The sequence below is a fragment of the Acidaminobacter sp. genome, assembly GCF_030247605.1.
In the GTDB taxonomy this organism is placed as follows: domain Bacteria; phylum Bacillota; class Clostridia; order Peptostreptococcales; family Acidaminobacteraceae; genus Acidaminobacter.
Map to the genome: position 1 here is coordinate 1 of NZ_JAOTSB010000047.1, position 17,943 is coordinate 17,943.

At 48.6% G+C, this 17,943-nt stretch carries 19 protein-coding genes; 18 read left to right on the forward strand and 1 reads right to left on the reverse strand.

The window, feature by feature from the left end:
* Positions 1-115: 115 nt before the first annotated feature.
* The gene (locus OEL90_RS14420; RefSeq protein ID WP_300689756.1) at positions 116-1,258 is read right to left on the reverse strand and encodes a YgeY family selenium metabolism-linked hydrolase; all 1,143 of its coding nucleotides are present in this window, start codon (positions 1,256-1,258) and stop codon (positions 116-118) included.
* Between the two features lie 349 nt (positions 1,259-1,607).
* Here OEL90_RS14420 and OEL90_RS14425 point away from each other — a divergent pair, with 349 nt between their 5' ends.
* From OEL90_RS14425 to OEL90_RS14510, 18 genes are all read left to right on the forward strand, one after another.
* Complete coding sequence (locus tag OEL90_RS14425; RefSeq protein ID WP_300689729.1) at positions 1,608-2,126, forward strand: GNAT family N-acetyltransferase; 519 nt, start codon at positions 1,608-1,610, stop codon at positions 2,124-2,126.
* Between the two features lie 126 nt (positions 2,127-2,252).
* Positions 2,253-2,582, forward strand: coding sequence for a type II toxin-antitoxin system Phd/YefM family antitoxin (locus OEL90_RS14430; RefSeq protein ID WP_291402509.1), 330 nt, complete (start codon positions 2,253-2,255; stop codon positions 2,580-2,582).
* Between the two features lie 20 nt (positions 2,583-2,602).
* Entirely contained in the window at positions 2,603-2,908 is a 306-nt protein-coding gene (locus OEL90_RS14435; RefSeq protein WP_307731041.1) for a type II toxin-antitoxin system RelE/ParE family toxin, read from the forward strand.
* Between the two features lie 569 nt (positions 2,909-3,477).
* On the forward strand, positions 3,478-6,120 hold the full coding sequence (gene alaS / locus OEL90_RS14440) for an alanine--tRNA ligase (protein WP_300689730.1): 2,643 nt from the start codon (positions 3,478-3,480) through the stop codon (positions 6,118-6,120).
* A gap of 148 nt (positions 6,121-6,268) precedes the next feature.
* On the forward strand, positions 6,269-6,520 hold the full coding sequence (locus tag OEL90_RS14445; RefSeq protein ID WP_291402515.1) for an IreB family regulatory phosphoprotein: 252 nt from the start codon (positions 6,269-6,271) through the stop codon (positions 6,518-6,520).
* Positions 6,521-6,534: 14 nt separating this feature from the next.
* Positions 6,535-7,515 carry an aldo/keto reductase gene (locus OEL90_RS14450; RefSeq protein WP_291402517.1) on the forward strand — a complete coding sequence of 327 codons (981 nt, stop codon included), beginning with the start codon at positions 6,535-6,537 and terminating at the stop codon, positions 7,513-7,515.
* 28 nt (positions 7,516-7,543) lie between these two features.
* Positions 7,544-7,981, forward strand: coding sequence for a Holliday junction resolvase RuvX (gene ruvX / locus OEL90_RS14455; RefSeq protein WP_291402519.1), 438 nt, complete (start codon positions 7,544-7,546; stop codon positions 7,979-7,981).
* Positions 7,982-7,987: 6 nt separating this feature from the next.
* Positions 7,988-8,287 carry a DUF1292 domain-containing protein gene (locus OEL90_RS14460; RefSeq protein WP_291402521.1) on the forward strand — a complete coding sequence of 100 codons (300 nt, stop codon included), beginning with the start codon at positions 7,988-7,990 and terminating at the stop codon, positions 8,285-8,287.
* Positions 8,288-8,370: 83 nt separating this feature from the next.
* The gene (locus OEL90_RS14465; RefSeq protein ID WP_300689735.1) at positions 8,371-8,811 is read left to right on the forward strand and encodes a Fur family transcriptional regulator; all 441 of its coding nucleotides are present in this window, start codon (positions 8,371-8,373) and stop codon (positions 8,809-8,811) included.
* 74 nt (positions 8,812-8,885) lie between these two features.
* Positions 8,886-10,553: a ribonuclease J gene (locus tag OEL90_RS14470; RefSeq protein ID WP_300689738.1), complete on the forward strand. Its 1,668-nt coding sequence runs from the start codon at positions 8,886-8,888 to the stop codon at positions 10,551-10,553.
* Between the two features lie 22 nt (positions 10,554-10,575).
* On the forward strand, positions 10,576-10,914 hold the full coding sequence (locus OEL90_RS14475) for a YlbF family regulator (RefSeq protein ID WP_300689740.1): 339 nt from the start codon (positions 10,576-10,578) through the stop codon (positions 10,912-10,914).
* Positions 10,915-11,044: 130 nt separating this feature from the next.
* Positions 11,045-12,061 carry an endolytic transglycosylase MltG gene (mltG, locus tag OEL90_RS14480; RefSeq protein WP_300689743.1) on the forward strand — a complete coding sequence of 339 codons (1,017 nt, stop codon included), beginning with the start codon at positions 11,045-11,047 and terminating at the stop codon, positions 12,059-12,061.
* Positions 12,062-12,081: 20 nt separating this feature from the next.
* Positions 12,082-12,720: an O-methyltransferase gene (locus OEL90_RS14485; RefSeq protein WP_291402530.1), complete on the forward strand. Its 639-nt coding sequence runs from the start codon at positions 12,082-12,084 to the stop codon at positions 12,718-12,720.
* Between the two features lie 231 nt (positions 12,721-12,951).
* Positions 12,952-14,187, forward strand: a complete 1,236-nt coding sequence (locus tag OEL90_RS14490) for a peptidase U32 family protein (RefSeq protein WP_291402532.1) — start codon at positions 12,952-12,954, stop codon at positions 14,185-14,187.
* A gap of 6 nt (positions 14,188-14,193) precedes the next feature.
* On the forward strand, positions 14,194-14,823 hold the full coding sequence (gene udk, locus OEL90_RS14495; protein ID WP_291402534.1) for a uridine kinase: 630 nt from the start codon (positions 14,194-14,196) through the stop codon (positions 14,821-14,823).
* 565 nt (positions 14,824-15,388) lie between these two features.
* The gene (locus OEL90_RS14500) at positions 15,389-16,162 is read left to right on the forward strand and encodes a prepilin peptidase (RefSeq protein ID WP_300689748.1); all 774 of its coding nucleotides are present in this window, start codon (positions 15,389-15,391) and stop codon (positions 16,160-16,162) included.
* 13 nt (positions 16,163-16,175) lie between these two features.
* Positions 16,176-17,279 (forward strand): type IV pilus assembly protein PilM, encoded by a 1,104-nt coding sequence (gene pilM, locus OEL90_RS14505; RefSeq protein WP_300689751.1) that lies wholly within the window; start codon positions 16,176-16,178, stop codon positions 17,277-17,279.
* A 12-nt stretch (positions 17,280-17,291) separates the two neighbouring features.
* Positions 17,292-17,864, forward strand: a complete 573-nt coding sequence (locus tag OEL90_RS14510) for a PilN domain-containing protein (protein WP_300689753.1) — start codon at positions 17,292-17,294, stop codon at positions 17,862-17,864.
* The last annotated feature ends 79 nt before the right edge of the window (positions 17,865-17,943 follow it).

Genomic DNA, 17,943 nt, shown 5'->3' on the forward strand with positions numbered 1-17,943 from the left:
GTACTATTATAACATATGGTTATGTTGTAACAAAGTAATTTGAAGGCTTACAATTTAATTCATAACTATACATAAGGCACCGCTAACCCACGACTGAAGTCACGGGTGTGCGCGGTTATTTAATCAATTCACAATACACCAAACACGCCTCTTCAATCTGCTTCACGGCGCAGCGCTCGTTCACCATGTGGGCCAGCTTGTACTCACCGGGACCAAATCCAATGCATGGAATCCCCATGGCGACTGGTGTGATGGCATTCGTCCCAAAATCCCAAAAATCAAATTTCTCAACCACAGTTCCACTCACAGTTTCAACCGCCCGAATCATTGCCTGGGTCAAACTATGATCCTTCTCAATCTTCCAAGGGTTATGCATTGGCTCGTAAACCAAAGGTTTCCCGGTCCAGGTCGTATGATACAGGGTCCCGACCTCCCATGAAGCGCGCTTTTCGTCAATAAGCCCCTCCATCTCTGATGCAACCTGCTCCAAAGTCTCCCCAACCGCAAGTCTTCTATCCAGATAAATGCTGCACTCACTCGGCACAGCGTTCAGCGACACGCTGACCGACGAAATATCCGAAAGAACCACCGTCCCGTGTGCCTCATCTGCCTTGAATAACGACTTATTCAGTGCGTCCACTCTCGAAATGATCTCCGCCATCTCGTAAACTGCATTAACACCTTTCTCCGGCGCTGAACCGTGGGCAGAGACTCCATGGGTCTTAATCCGCATCTGAGCCTTGCCTTTATGACCGAGCACAATCAAATTGTCGCTGGGTTCACAAATCACGCAAAAATCCGGCCGCAGAGACAATTCCGCATAGAGATGCTTTAAATTCTCCCCATCACAGTATTCCTCACACACTGTCCCTGTCACATAGACCGTCTTGCCCTCCAGGTACCCCAGATCCCGAGCCAGAGCGGCTGCATATACACTGGCACAGAGTGCCGACTTCATGTCCACGCTGCCGCGGCCCCAAAGATAGCCATCAGCAATAACACCGGAAAAGGGCGGGTGGGTCCAATCTTCCGCGTCATGCACTTCAACCGTATCCATATGGGAGTCGAATTGAATGACCACCGGACCATTGCCAATTCGTCCCACCACGTTCCCGGTGGAATCTATAAATGCCTCATCAAACCCCAGCGCCTTCATCTCCTCAAGAACCAGCGACGCTAAAGGACCTTCTTCATTAGTAAAACTAACAGTCTGAACTGCTTTCTGAGCAAAATCCAACAATTTCTTATTGTCCAACACCAAAATCGCTCCCTCCACCTAAGTGAAAAACACCTAATCCATCTTTGAACGCAGCAAACCTCATTCCATTTCATCATCCCCAATTTTCACCCTAACCTCAAGACCTACACCAGCAAAACCTTTCCATACTTACCCTTACTTATATTATAATCTTATTAATGAACCAACAAAAACCCATTGGGGTCAGACCCACAACCAACACATGAGTGAACATTCGGGGTCAATAGGCGCATCCGCAGATCTAATTAGTTCAGACTCTCGTGTACAAACTTGACGCAGCCGGGGTCAGACCTGCCCATATAAGACCCATCCATATAGAACCATTAATACTCAGAAAAGGGGAGAACCCATGACCAAAAACCATACAAACCCCATCGCTCAAATCCGCACCGCCGTCCCGTCAGACCTGCCACGTCTCACCGACATCTACAACCAGGCTATCGAAACCTTCAGCTGCACCTGCGACACCACACCGTTCACTCCCGAAGACCGCCTCGCCTGGTTCAACGACCACCAAACCGACCGCTGCCCGCTCTTCGTCTACGAGTCAGAAGGGCAGGTCCTCGGCTACGCCTATCTGTCGCCCTACCGCTCAGGCCGCGAAGCCCTCCGGTCCATCGCCGAAATCAGCTACTACGTCGACTTCTCTGCCCACCGCCGAGGTGTCGCCACCCACCTCGTCCACCACACCCTCCACGCCGCCCACCACCTCGGCTACAAAAACCTCGTCGCCATCCTCCTCGAATGCAACACCCCCAGCATCGCCCTCCTCGAATCCTTTGGATTCGAACCCTGGGGAACCCTGCCGATGGTCGCAGAACTCCAAAATCAACACGTCTCACATCTCTACTATGGGTTAAAATTGTAACGATTTAATAGAATGTTAAATATAACTATTTATAATTTGTTATATTTAACGATATATTTGACAATATATCTTTTCGAAAGTATGATGATTATATAATCTTCAATTATCGCTAAGGAGGTGTAATCAATGTTCGATCATACAACTGTTAAAAATTTGCTGAATTCGATTATTCCAATCACACGTTTCAATAAAGGTGAAGCAAATAAAATTTTCGAAGAAGTCCATCAAGATGGCATAAAAATAGTGGTAAAAAACAATAAACCCGCCTGTGTTCTGATTTCGCCAGAAGAATATAATGAAATTGTGGAAATGATTGAGAATTATAATTTGCTCATGGAAGCAGAAAAGAGATTATCTAGCACTGATTTCACAAATGTTAAAAGTCACTCATTAGTTATGGAATCACTTGGTATTGATACAAAAGAATTATTAGACATTGAGGTGGAAATTGAATAATGTGTTGGAGAATTGAGTATTTGAATGACGCAGTCAAAGATTTGAAAAAATTGGATCATTCACAGAAGCTGCAAGTACTCAAAGCAATTGAAAAAGTCTCCACGAATCCGTTGCCAACAAGTGAAGGAGGATATGGGAAACCTTTATCCAATCACTCAAATATCAGACTTGCTGGTTTACAAAAAATAAAGCTTGTGAATTTAGGAATTAGAGTTGTATATAAAGTCATTCGAACAGATTCAATTATGTTGATTATTGTAATCTCAGTCAGAGAAGATCAGAAAGTATATGAAATTGCTGATTCAAGAGTAAATGGGTCACAGTAAAACCGTAAAGGATCAAAGTGCACTGGGGTTAAATGATAAATATGGAATGTGTACCCTCTAACTTACAAACATCTTGCAAACCATTCTCAATTATGCTACAATACGCTATAGTGTTAACTTGGAACCACTTCACTTCATACTGAAACCGCAATGATGGAGAATTAAACGTCGCCCCAAGACAGAGAGCAGCCAACCGCTGAAAGCGCTGCACCTGACGTCTATGCTACTCCGGAGCACCGGCCAAAACCCGGCGCCACGCGGGCGTTATCCGCGACGTTTTTCAAGACTTCAGAGAGATTCCCTTATAGTAGTGGGCGCTTAGGCTCACTTGCTTCAGAAGGGGATAATCAGGGTGGTACCGCGGGCACAAAAGTCGCTCGTCCCTGATCCAATCTGACGTCTTTTTTGTTGCCGTGAGTCTTGTATACAAAGAGTTTCGCAGCATCAGACTCAAGAAATCAATTTAAACATCATTCAACAGAATTTCATCAAATTAAATTGCGCACAATACAATCCATTTTCTCCACACTATGCACCCCCAACTCCCATCGAAAGGACTGAAATCACCCATGAAAAATCTCGGTCTCAACGAAATCAGACAGCAATTCCTCGACTTCTTCGAAAGCAAAGGCCACACCGTCGAATCCAGTTATTCCCTGGTTCCCCAGCAGGACAAAAGCCTCCTGCTCATCAACGCCGGCATGGCCCCGCTGAAAAACTACTTCACAGGCGCAGAAACGCCGCCTAACGTGCGCATGGCCACCTGCCAAAAGTGCATCCGCACCGGCGACATTGAAAATATTGGCCACACCGCCCGCCACGCGACCTTCTTCGAAATGCTCGGCAACTTCTCCTTTGGCGAATACTTCAAAGAAGAATCACTCAAGTGGGGCTGGGAATTCGTCACTGAATGGCTCGAAATGGACCCGAACCTCCTCTGGGGCACCGTGTTTGAAGATGACGACGAAGCCTACGCCATCTGGCGCGACGTCATCAAGCTCCCCGAAGAGCGCCTCGTCCGCCTGGGCAAAAAGGACAACTTCTGGGAAATCGGCACCGGCCCATGCGGCCCTTGCTCAGAAATTTACTTCGACCGCGGCCCGGTCTACGGATGCGGCGCACCGGACTGCAAGCCCGGCTGCGACTGCGACCGCTACCTCGAGTTCTGGAACCACGTTTTCACCCAGTTCAACAGAGACGAAAACGGCGAGTACCACCTCCTCGACAAGAAAAACATCGACACCGGCATGGGCCTCGAGCGCATTGCGTGCATCCTGCAGGGCGTCGACTCTATCTTTGACGTCGACACTATCAAGGCCATCCTAGAGCGCGTCGAAGAAGTCTCCGGCAAAAAGTTTGGCGTCCTGAGAGCCAACGACGTCTCCATCCGCATCATCACCGACCACATTCGCGCTGTCACCTTCATGGTCTCGGACGGGATCCTGCCAAACAACGAAGGCCGCGGCTACGTCCTCAGACGTCTCCTCAGACGCGCCGCCCGCCATGGCAAGCTCCTGGGCATCAAGGGCAGCTTCCTGGCCGACCTCTCCAATACCGTGGTCGCCGTCTCCAAAGAAGCTTACCCTGAGCTCGAGCAGCGCCATGACTACATCAAGAAGATCATTGAGATCGAGGAAGAGCGCTTCCAACAGACTCTCGACCAAGGCCTCAGCATTCTCCAGGCAGATATTGCCGCTATGGAAGAAGCAGGCGACACCATTCTCACCGGCGACAAGGCGTTCCGCCTCTATGACACCTACGGCTTCCCGCTGGACCTCACTAAAGAGATCCTCGAAGAGAAGGGCTTCACCGTCGACAACGATGGCTTCCTGAACGAGATGGAGCTTCAGCGCGAGCGTGCCCGTTCCGCCCGCGGCGACGCCGACGAGCTTGGCTGGGAAGGCGATCCGCTGAGCGCGCTGCCATCGGCAGTCACCAGCACTTTTAAAGGCTATGACACCCTGGAACTTACCGCGGAGCTCCTCGCCATCTCCACAGAGCAGGAATTAGCCGATGGTCTCACTGTCGACAACGCTCCAATCAAAGCCCGCCTCGTCCTCCGGGAGACCCCGTTCTACCCTGAAGGCGGCGGCCAGGTCGGCGACAAAGGCGTTATCACAAGCGATGACGGCGCCGTTTTCAACGTCCACGACACGAAAAAGGGCACCGGCGGCATGATCGTCCACGTAGGCGAACTGGAAAAAGGCACGCTCACACGGGGTCAGACCCTGACGGCCAAAGTCGACCAGAATCTCCGGCTCGACACCGCCAGAAACCACACGGCGACCCACCTTCTCCACAAAGCGCTGCGCTCGGTCCTGGGCGCACACGTCGACCAGGCTGGCTCTCTCGTGGATCCGCATAAACTCCGCTTCGACTTCACCCACTTCCAGCACCTGACACCGGAAGAAGTCAAGGCTGTTGAGGATCAGGTCAACGCTCAGATCTTCGCGCCGCACGTAGTCGATACCTTCTACAGCTCCATCAAGGAAGCCAAGGAGATGGGCGCCACCGCGCTCTTCGGTGAAAAGTATGGCGATGTCGTCCGCGTCGTCAAGGCAGGGGACTACAGCATCGAGCTCTGCGGCGGCACGCATCTTGATAACACGTCCAAAGTCAGCGCCCTGAAGATCACCTCAGAGGGCGGCGTCGCAGCCGGCGTCCGCAGAATCGAAGCTGTCACCGGCCGAGGCTTCTATGCTCTCTACAAAAAACTCGAGAACCAGGTCGAAAAGACCTCCGAAGTCCTGAAGACCCCTCAGCATGACCTCATCAAAAAAGCTGAGAACCTCATGGAAGAGCACAAGACCCTCCAGAGAGAGCTCCAGGAACTCAAAAACAAACTGGCAGCGGGCTCTATTGATGAGCTCATCGCAGGCGCTAAAAATATCAAAGGCATGAACGTGGTCACCGCTAAAATTGATGGTGCCGACAGCGACATGCTCAAAGACATTGGCGACCGCCTCAAAGACAAGCTTGAGAACGCTGTAGTCGTCCTTGGCACTCCAAGCGGGGACAAGGCACTCTTCGTCGTCATGGCTGCGCCAGGTGCCATTGCCCTTGGCGCCCACGCCGGCAACATCATCAAAGAAGTCGCCAAAGTCGCAGGCGGCGGCGGTGGCGGCACACCGCATATGGCACAAGCTGGCGGCAAAGACCCGTCCAAGGTGGAAGCAGCAGTCAAGAAGGCGATCGAGGTTCTCGAAGCTTAATAAGTGGAAGCAGGGGTCGACAGGCTTCAGCCGCTGACACCCAACTTCCACCCACCGCCCAATTTCCTCCCAAATTTTCTTCAAATCCACGTTTCTATGAGTAGTTTCGACCCAAAATTGGGTATAACCGTGTCAAGGGGGTTGTGTTATGGATAAAACCATGAAATTCAACGTAGATCAGCAGCAATCGGACGAGCGCAAGGAGATTCTCAAGTATGTCTATGGCGCTCTGAAGGAAAAGGGGTATCATCCAATCAACCAGATGATCGGTTATCTGCTTTCAGGCGACCCTACGTACATCACGACGCACAATGACGCCCGCAAAGTGATCCGCAGGGTGGAGCGCGACGAGATTCTCGAAGAACTCCTCAAATTCTACCTCGACCACAACGTCGAGTAGTCAGGAAAAAGCCAGTGAAACGAGTTACCCTTGGCCGCACCGGTCTTGAGGTGTCCCGCATGGCCTTCGGCTCCCTCACCATGGGGCCCCTCCAGCGCGACCTTTCACCTAAGGCCGGCGGCGACCTTCTCGTCTATGCCTATGAGCGCGGTGTCAATTTCGTTGACACCGCCGAACTCTACGGCACCTATCCCCACATCCGCGAGGCCCTGAAGGCCATTCCGCGCCGGGACTACGTCATATCCACGAAATCCTATGCCTATGATTTCAAAACAGCCGAGGCCAGTCTGAACCACGCCCTTGAGTCCCTTGGGACAGACTACCTCGACTTGTTTATGCTCCACGAACAGGAAAGCGCCCACACCCTTCGGGGCCACAGAGAGGCACTGGACTATTTTCTGGAGCAAAAGCAAAAGGGCGTCCTGAGAGCCGTTGGTCTGTCCACCCATTTTGTGGTTGCCGTCAACGCCGCCGTCAAGGTCCCCGAGCTCGACATCATCCATCCCATTCTCAACCTGAAGGGGATCGGCATCCAGGATGGGACCGTGCAGGATATGCTGGCAGCTATCCATGCCTTTAAAACGAGATTTGCCGATGGTGACGTCTTCACCATGAAGCCCCTGGCCGGTGGACACCTGATCCAGACGCCCAAGGAGGCCATTGATTTTCTCCTCGGAAACCCGGATCTGGACGCCATTGCCGTCGGAATGCAGTCCTTTGAAGAGATCGACGCCAACTTGGCGCTCTTCGAATCAAGGCCCATCCCACCTGAGATCCAAAGTAAGCTGAACCAAAAAGAACGCCACTTGCTGGTCCACGACTGGTGTACCGCCTGCGGCAACTGTGAGCGGCGCTGCCAGCAGCAGGCCATCAAAGTGATGAAGGATCCGCTTTTCGCACCAACCGGTGCCCGCGCCGTCGTCGACCACGACAAGTGTGTCCTGTGCGGCTATTGCAGCGCGGTGTGCCCAGAATTCTGTCTGAAGGTGATTTGATATTTTAAATTTAACTCCGGAAAAAATTATGGGTCTGGATGTGGGTGACAGGACCATCGGCATAGCAATCTCTGATGGTCTTGGCCTCACCGCTCAGCCCAAAGAAACCATTCGCCGCGTCTCCCTGAAAGAGGACATTGACCGCCTGGTCGAGCTGATCCTGGAAAACAACATCATCAAAATTGTCATAGGTCTGCCGCTCAACATGAACGGCACCTTGGGCCCGCAAGGCGAAAAAACTCAAGGTTTTGCACAAAAATTAGAAAAAAAACTCAAGTATTCTGATAGAATGGTAGGGAAGACTGTAGAGATTGTCTTCTGGGATGAACGGCTGACTACCGCCTCTGCGCAGCGCGCCTTAATTGAGGTGGATATGCGCAGGGAGAACCGCAGACAGATTGTTGATACCGTCGCAGCTGTCTTTATTTTACAGAATTATATGGACCACCAAAAAAATATGAGGTGATTTGACATGGAAGAGGATCGTATCATTGTATTAACGGATGAAGATGGCAACGACGTTGAATTTGAAGTCATTGTGACTATGGAAGTCGAAGGCAGCGAATACGCCGTCATGCTCCCGCTGGACGGCTCTGAAGAAGCGGTTATTTTCAAAATTGTCGTGGATGAAGACGGCAACGAAATCATGGAAACCGTCCTGGATGACGAAGAGTTCGAAGCGGTTGCGGCTGCCTACGAAGATCTCATCGAGGAAATGGAAGTTGACGAAGACGAAGACGACGAGATCGAAATCGAAGAAATCAAGCACTAATAAGCCCTGAACCTACTCGGGATCCACTGTGGTCCCGAGTGGGTCAGACAATCTACACCTAAACCAGTGAGGTGAAGTGAACTATGGAACAATCCATCGATGCCTTGAAGGATCAATTGAAGGAGAAGGGCTACAAGCTCACGCCACAGCGTAAGGCTATCCTTGAAACGATTCTTGAAAACCCCGGGCATCACTTAAGCACCGAGGAAGTTTATGACATCGTGAGGAAGCGCCGCTCTGATATTGGGCTTGCCACGGTTTACAGAACTCTGATGCTCCTGAGCGATCTCAAGGTCCTTTCGAAGATCAACTTCGAGGACGGCTGCGTCCGCTATGAGCTCTGCAGCTGTGAAGACGACCACCAGCACCACCACCTGATATGCCGCAAATGCGGTCTGATCATTGAAGTGGAGGACCTGCTCGAAGATCTGGAAAAGCGTATCGAAAAGGATTATGATTTCAAGATCACAGATCACCGGCTCAAGTTCATAGGTTATTGCAGCAGCTGCAAAAAGACCTTGTGATTTACTATATACAAGGTCTCTCTTTTAATTATCAATATTAGGAACAAACAAAGAAAAAGGAACAGGTGAAATTTATGGTAAAAACGCCCCATCTGAAGGTCATGCCTTTAGGCGGAATGAATGAGATCGGCAAAAATATGACGGCCTATCAATACGAGGACGACATCATTGTGGTTGACGCTGGTCTCGCTTTCCCGGATGACGACATGCTCGGTATCGACATTGTCATCCCTGACATCACATTTTTAAAGAAGCATCAGGACAAGATCCGCGGCCTGATCTACACCCACGGCCACGAGGACCACATAGGCGCGACGCCTTATGTTCTGAAGCAGATTTCCGGCATTCACATGGTCGGCTCCAAGCTGACTATGGGCCTCATTGAAAACAAACTCAAGGAGCACAAAAACCTTGGGAAGCATACCAAAGCCATAGTCAAAGCCGGCGACAAAATTGAGCTTGGCGCTTTCGAGATCGAGTTCATCCACGTGAGCCACTCCATCCCGGACGCTTTCAGCCTTGCCATCAAAACACCGGTGGGCACTATTATTCAAACCGGCGACTTCAAAGTCGATTTTACGCCTATTGACGGCAAAATGACCGACCTTGCCCGCTTTGCGCAATTGGGCGCAGAGGGCGTCCTGGCGCTGTTCGCGGACAGCACCAACGTCGAGCGTCCCGGCTTCACCATGAGCGAGCGCAACGTTGGGGAGACCTTCGACGAGATCTTCCACCACTGCGAGGGCAGAATCATTGTCGCATCGTTTTCCTCCAACGTCCACAGAGTCCAGCAGGTCATCAACTCCGCTATGGCCAACGGCCGCAAGGTCGCCTTCGCGGGTCGGAGCATGCTCAATGTAACCTCTGTGGCCATGGAGCTTGGCTATCTCGCAGTCGCTGAAGATACCCTCATTGACCTCAAGGACATTGACCGTTATCCGGACAACGAGATCACCATCATCACCACAGGCAGCCAGGGCGAGCCTATGAGCGGCCTGTCCAGAATGGCCACCAACGAGCATCGTCAGGTGGAAATCAGACAGGGTGACCTGGTCGTCCTGTCGTCATCGCCAATTCCTGGCAATGAAAAGAGTGTCACCAGAATCATCAACCTGCTGTATGAGAAGGGTGCCAACGTCATCTACAACGAGCTGGCAGACGTCCATACCTCCGGTCACGCCTGCGAGGGTGAGCTTAAGCTGATCCACGCGCTTGTCAAACCAAAATTCTTCGTGCCATTCCATGGGGAGTACAACCACCTCAGACGCCATGCACAAATGGCAGAGGAAATGGGTGTTCCCGGTGAAAACATCTTCATTATGCGCACCGGTGATACCCTCGAGTTCTCCAGACTGCATGCTAAGTTCGGCAAGCCGGTTCCAAGCGGCAACGTCATGATTGACGGCCTCGGCGTTGGGGATGTCGGCAACGTGGTTCTCAGAGACCGTAAGCACCTGGCAGAGGACGGCCTTATGATCGTCGTCGTCGCGATCCGCAAGGATACAGGCGAGATGGTCAACGCGCCGGACATTATCTCCAGAGGCTTTGTCTACGTCAGAGAATCCGAAGAACTCATGAACGGCGCGAGAGACACTATTGTCAACACGCTGAACAAGGCGATCGCTCAAAACGTCAGAGACTGGACCGGACTCAAGTCCTCCATCCGCGACGCCCTGCGCAGCTATCTCTATGAAAAGACCCGCAGAAGTCCTATGATCCTGCCGGTCATCATTGAAGTCTAAAAGCTTCCAAGGAGGCACAGCCATGAACGTTTATGACGCTGCAAACAACCTGGCGCGTGCTATCAGAGACAGCCAGGAATACAAGGTTTACAAGCAAATGGAAGCGTCGGTCAAGACCTCTGAACCGGTCAAGAAGATGATCGATGATTTCCATGGGAAACAGTTTGAGCTTCAAAAGAAACAGATGATGGGGGAGCAGCCCTCTGAGTTTGAAATGAAACAGCTCCAAAAGCTCGTGGAGGTTGCCTCCATTGATCCCCTGGCCCGCGACTTTATCAGCGCTGAGATGCGTTTTACGCTGATGATGCAGGATGTCTCCAAGATCCTCAGCGACGTCATGGAACTTGAAAAAAGCCAATAAAAGGTAAATTCATACGGTCGTTTGGGCAATCACAGACAAACTTAGCACGCCTTTTCAGGATCAGTACGCCTGCACAGGTTTGGCTGGGTTTGTCTTTGTGTGAGCGCTATTCGCGCTGCGAGGTGTTAAAGTGCAAATAAGAAAATATTTGAACCTGTTTCTAATAATAATCGCCATGCTGGTCTTTACAGGCTGCGTGTCCGAACAGGACTTCACGGCAGTGGACCCTGGGGCGACGGACGCCGTGATTATCGAGATCCCCTCCGGTTCCACCGCAAAGTCCATTGGGGCCTTGCTGGAATCCGAAGGGCTGATCCGCAGCGCGGACGCCTTTGTCAAAAAGGTCAAAGACATGGACGCCGCCGCGGCGCTTCAAGCAGGGCAGTATCAGTTCTCGAAAGCCATGTCCGTTGAGGAGGTAGTTAAAGTCGTTTCCGGTGGCGAAGTCTACCGAAATACCTTCAAAGTGGTCGTCCCGGAAGGCTTTGAAGTCGTCCAGATCGCAGAGCGCTTGTCTGCCGATGGTCACATTGACAAAGACCTGTTCTACAAAGAACTCCGAACCGGTGACTTCGACTACAAATTTCTGTCACCCGAAGACCGTGATACCAATCTGGAAGGCTTTTTATTCCCGGCAACCTATACCTTTGACGTTGGGACCTCCGAGCACGACATTATAGATGCCATGCTGAAGAAGTTCGATGAGGTATTCAAAGCCGAGTATTACACTCAGGCGGAAAGCTTAGGCCTAACCGTCCGCGAGGTCATTACCATGGCCTCCATTGTTGAGCGCGAAGCTATGGTCCATGATGAGCGGCCTGTTGTTGCAGGCGTATTCTATAACCGCATTCAGACCAAAATGGCCCTGCAGTCCTGCGCCACCGTTCAGTACATCCTGGGCGAGCGCAAGGAAGTGCTTTCCAACGCGGATATCGCTATAGACAACCCATACAATACCTACAAGTACCCGGGCCTCCCGCCGGCGCCTATTGCGTCTCCAGGTGAACGCTCCATTAAAGCTGCCTTGTATCCGGCGGCTACCGAGTATTTCTACTTCGTCACCACCAATTTGGGAGACGGATCTCATTATTTCTCAAAGACCTACGATGAGCATCTCCAGGCCATTGAACGGAGCAAGCAGAACTGATGGGGGCGGGGGAGAATATAGTGAATCCCGCACTGGTTGCGGCGCTGCAGACTTTAACACCTACTCATGATCCATTTCTTAAAAGCCTGGAAGCCTACGCCGCAGAGCACCGGGTGCCCATCCTTCAGCCAGAAAGCGCTCAGCTTCTGGAGCTCCTGACGGCTATGAAAAAGCCTAAGCACGTCCTTGAAATTGGAACTGCTATTGGTTACTCCGCCGTCAGAATGGCCATAGCAATGGGTGAAGGCAAGATCACAACCATTGAAAAAAGCCCTGAGATGTTAGAACTTGCAAAGACCACTTTTGAAAATGCAAAGACGAACGTCGTCTTTGAGCAGCTGGAAGGGGATGCCGCGGAGGTTTTAAAACACTTAAAGCCTTCTGACTTGTATGACCTCGTTTTCATAGACGCCGCCAAAAGCCACTATAAAACCTATTTTGACTTGGTAACCCCTATGCTGGCCCCTGGCGCTCTGGTCATCTCTGACAACGTTCTATTCAGAGGCCTGATCGCCGACGACCAACCCGTAGACAAGCGCTTCAAGACCATTGCGAAGAATTTAAAAGCCTATTTAGCCTATCTGATGGCTCATGAGGACTTTATTACCTCTTTGGTCCCAATTGGGGATGGTTTTGCAGTGAGTCTTTCGCGAAAGTAGCTTTGTTGAGGGAGTAACGCCGGTGCGGTGACAGGTAACTTCGTTACCTGTCACCCTCTTAGAATAAATCACTTAACACGTAACGCACCCCATCCCCACTGTTGAAGTTAAATAAGGGTGACAGGCACCAATAGGCCAAAGTCAGTCTATTGGTGCCTGTCACCCCCCTTTAAAACAGTCACTTCGCATCCATCGTACCCCATCCCCACGCCGCAAGAAAGGAAAATCCCCATGCAAAAAAAACCCGAACTCCTCGCCCCGGCCGGCGACCTGGAAAAACTCAAATTTGCCCTTCATTACGGCGCAGATGCCGTTTATATTGGCGGGCAAACCTTTGGCCTTCGCGCCAGCGCCAAAAACTTCTCCTTTGAGGAGATGCAGGCGGGCGTTGCCTATGCCCATGAACGCGGCAAGAAGGTTTATCTGACCCTCAACATCATTCCACACAATGAGGATTTAGCGCTGCTGGATGCCTACATTGAGGACATTGGCAAGATCCCTTTTGATGCCCTCATTCTGTCGGATCCCGGCACTATGATGATGGTCAGGGAAAAACTGCCTAACTATGAAATCCACCTGAGTACTCAGGCCAACAATACAAACTTCATGAGTGCCAGGTTCTGGCACGCCCAAGGTGTCTCCAGAGTCATTCTGGCGAGGGAACTCTCCTTCAAAGAAATTGAAGAGACGATCTCAAAATCTCCGGAGGATCTGGAATTTGAATCCTTCATCCATGGCGCCATGTGTATTTCCTATTCCGGCAGATGTCTGCTGTCCAATTACATGGCAGATCGCGACGCCAACCGCGGAGACTGCGCCCAGGCCTGCAGATGGAAATACAGGCTCGTGGAAGAGAAGCGCCCCAATGAATTTTATCCCGTTGAAGAAACAGATCAAGGCACCTTTTTCTTCAATTCCAAGGACCTCTGTATGATTGGCTACATTCCGGAGCTGATTCAATCCGGTCTCGTCAGCCTCAAAATTGAAGGCCGCATGAAGAGCATCTATTACGTCGCGAATATCATTAGAGTCTACAGACGCGCCATCGACCGCTATTACGCGGATCCAGAAAATTACAAGTTCGTTCCGGAGGATCTGAAGGAAATTCAAAAGGCCAGCCACCGCGAATTTACCACCGGCTTCTTCTTTGATAAGCCGGACAAAAACGATCAGCTCTATCACAATTCCAGCTATGTCAGGGGTTATGATTTTGTGGGCGTTGTCCGGGACTACGATCCCCAGACCAAACTGGCCACCATTGAACAGAGAAACCGCATGCTGATTGGCGAAGAGATCGAAGTCATGAGGCAGGCAAATGGCGACTATCGTCAAAAAATTGAAATCATGCTGAATGAGAAGGACGAGCCTATCGACAGCGCGCCCCACGCTCAAATGATTTTGAAAATGAAGATGGCCGAGCCGGTTCAGCCGCTGGATATTCTAAGACGTGAAAGGGAAGGGGACTGAGTGGTCATGAGTCGACCGATTCTGATTGGCATTGCAGGGGGTACAGGTTCCGGTAAAAGCACCGTGGCGAGAGCGATTTTCGAGTCTCTGCCTGAAAAGAACATCGCCATTATCATGCAAGACGCGTATTACAAAGATCAGTCCAGTCTCAGCTTTGAAGACCGTGTCAAAACCAATTACGATCATCCACTTGCCTTTGACAACGATCTGTTGATCGAACAGCTGAAGAGCCTGTTGGAGGGCAAGTCGATTCATCAGCCACAGTATGATTTCTCCATTCACAACCGCATCAAAGAGACTGTCAAAATTGAACCTAAGGACATCATCATCCTGGAGGGCATCATGATTCTGGAGGACAGACGCCTTCGAGAACTCATGGATATCAAAATTTTCGTGGATACAGATGCGGATGTCCGAATCATCCGCCGCATAGTACGAGATATCGAAGAGCGGGGCAGAACGCTGGATGCGGTCATCAAACAATACCTGACCACCGTCAAGCCTGCCCACGACCAATTCATTGAACCTATGAAAAAATATGCGGATTTGATCATCCCGGAAGGCGGCTATAACAAGGTCGCCATAGACATCATGGTCTCCAAAGTTCGCCAAGTTATTTCTGACAAATATCAGTAAAATAAGCAGTATTAACATAATCAAACGACGTTATAATTATTTGAACGTTCAATTTTTAACCCAACCTCCTATAGAAATTTTCTATAGGAGGTTTTATGTTGCTTATAGCTTTTTACATAATATTATGGATTTATTAAATAAAAAGGCCTTGTATTTTGTTCATATTGTTCTATAATGAGGTAAAGTCCGCTAAAGAGCTGACTTTCAGGTATTTTTTTGACATTTAACAACTTGTAAATAATAATGAAAAACTTCTTAAAAATGGAGAACAGTCACTTCGTTCCTATATTTTCCTTAAACCTTCTCATAACGAGTAAATTTATTTGATTTTCAAGAAAAATATTATTGTTTTCATGTTAATTAAAAAGGAAATTGGGAATAAAAAGCGAATATAAGTTAAAACTTGACATTAATCGTGACAAACTTTATTTCCTTCAAAAAAAGCCGTTTTCGACACTGTTAAAAAAATCATTTATACTTTTATATGATTTTTTAATTAGAACGGTCAAAAATGGGAATAAGCAAGCATAGAGTGTCATAATCTTAATTTTATTAGGAGGTTCCCTTGGAAATCGCGCTCTACATCCTCGTTTTCGTATACAGTCTTCTGGTTGGGTCCTTTCTGAATGTCTGCATCTATAGGATCCCCAGAGAGATGTCCATAGTTTTCCCGGGATCCCACTGTACCAGCTGTGACACGAGGCTCAAAGCCTATGAGCTGATCCCACTTTTCAGTTACATTGCCCTTGGCGGGAAATGCCGTACCTGCGGCGAGAAGATCTCCGCGAGATACCCTATGGTGGAGCTGATGACAGCACTCCTTGTCACCTATCAGTTTCACCGTATTGGATTAAATCTTTCCTTTGCTTTCTTTGCCATTATGACTTTCATACTGATTGTCATGACCATGATCGACTATGATCTTCAGATTATTCCGGATGGATTGACTTTGATCCTGGGAATCATTGGTGTCTTATACCTTGCCGCAGTCATTGTGCCTAATCTGGGCTTCTCAGCCCTGATTCCCAGAGGGATCGGTTTTCTCCTCGGCGGTGGACTATTTTTGCTCATAGCAGTCGTCTCCAATGGCGGCATGGGCGGCGGCGACATTAAGCTGATGGCGGTCCTAGGACTCTGGTTTGGCTGGCAGCACCTGCTGCTTCTCATGATGCTCTCGTTTGTCAGCGGCGCTCTGATCTCTGTAGCACTGCTCGCATTTAGAATCAAAGGCAGAAAGGAAGCGATTCCCTTTGGTCCTTTCATAGCACTGGCTGCATATTTAACCTCAATTTTTGGAAATGAACTTGTGACTTGGTATTTGACTCTATCTGTATATTAAAGGGGGCGGCACCGTGAAAAAATCAAAAGAAATTAAACTACTCGGAAAAGAGATATTGTCAATTGATTTTGGTCAGCATACGACAAAAATCGTCCTTGGAAAAGTAGGCAAGTTGTCCATGACTATTGAACGTGCCATTGAATTTCCAACGCCGTTTGGAAGTTATGAAAAAGGAAGAATAATTGACTTTGAATTGATGAAGACCCATTTAAAAGAATTTTTAAAAAACGAAAAAATTAAACCCTCTTACGTGATCTGTTCTGTTGAAAACAACGAAATTATCACAAGAGAAATTACGTTGCCCTCTATTAGCGAAGAACAATTAAGCAAAATGCTGGAATTTGAAGTTCAACAGTATATGCCAATAGAAATGAATGATTACATTGTGCAATCCAAGATTATTGAAACTTTTGAGGAGGATAACATAAAAAAAACCAGACTTCTCGCAGCGGCTATGCCAAAGGAAATGGCAAGAAGTTTTTTTGATTTGATGCACTCGGTAGATCTTAACGCCCATGTTTTAGATTTACAGTCTAATGCAGTAGATAAATTGCTGCAAAACGGATTCTTATTTAACGGTGATACAGATATCGTTTCGAAATCCATTGCAGTTATAGATTTAGGAGTTAGTCACATCAATGTAGTGATGTTCGACAAAGGTCAATATAAATTTAACAGGCTCATTTCTCAAGGATCTGAGGCAATAGACCAGAGTCTTATCAGTTTTCTGGATTACACTAAACACGAAGCAGAAGAAAAGAAAATTGCGCTTGTTGATATTAGCGAAGTCTTCAATCAAGAAGAAGCTCAGCTTCTTTTGCAGGATGAGGAGACTATGAGGGTTCGCAATATTGTAAAAAATGTTGTTGATTCCTGGATCAATGAAATTGAGAGAGTTTTCAAATTTTATACAACACGCAGCGCCGGAAACGCTATTGACAAAATTTACTTGTATGGTGGGACTTCAAAAATGGAGGGACTTGATAAGTATCTGCAGGATGCGTTTAGTATTCCAACTACCAAAATTCGTCAAATTTCAAATGTTTCTATTCAAAATTCCTCCTCCAAGACTATGACGCCATTTGTCAATGCGCTTGGTGCCATGATCCGACGATAGGGGGCGAAAATAATGAGAGATTATAACTTCTTTGAACCTTTTGTGGATCGAAATAAAAAAAACAGCAATGCAAATTATGTGAACTATCCATTGATAATTGCACTGCTTGTGGTCCTAATTGCAGCCTTGCCAGTGTATAATTTGATCAAGAGCTTTATGCTTGACTCAGAAATTCAAGTGCTTGAGACAGAAGTCCTGGAGAATCCTAATTATTCATTGCTTGCTGTAGCAGATGAATTGCGTGCGGGTATTGTTGATGGAAAAACCAGACTGGATATTCTGAAATCAATAGATGTGGCACTAACAGAACAGGAGTGGCTGGATGAATCATTTTTATTCAGTCTAATGAGTACGGTTCCAAAGGATCTTGAAGTCAAAAATTTGTCACTTACCATTGATCAAGCAATTCAAATTTCCGGTTCTGCCACAAATAAGCCAGCTATTGCAGAACTGGAATACAATTTAAGAAATACCGGAAAATTTGAGAATCTGCTTGTCAGAAATATAGTCAATACAGAAGCCGGATTTTATGACTTTTCAATGACCTTAAGCGTGAAGGGAGCGACCGCTGATGAGACTAACTAACCGTGAAAAGCTCCTTCTCATTTTTTTATCATTTGCAATTATTGGTTATTTAACTTTTAATCATATAGTACTCGAGTAC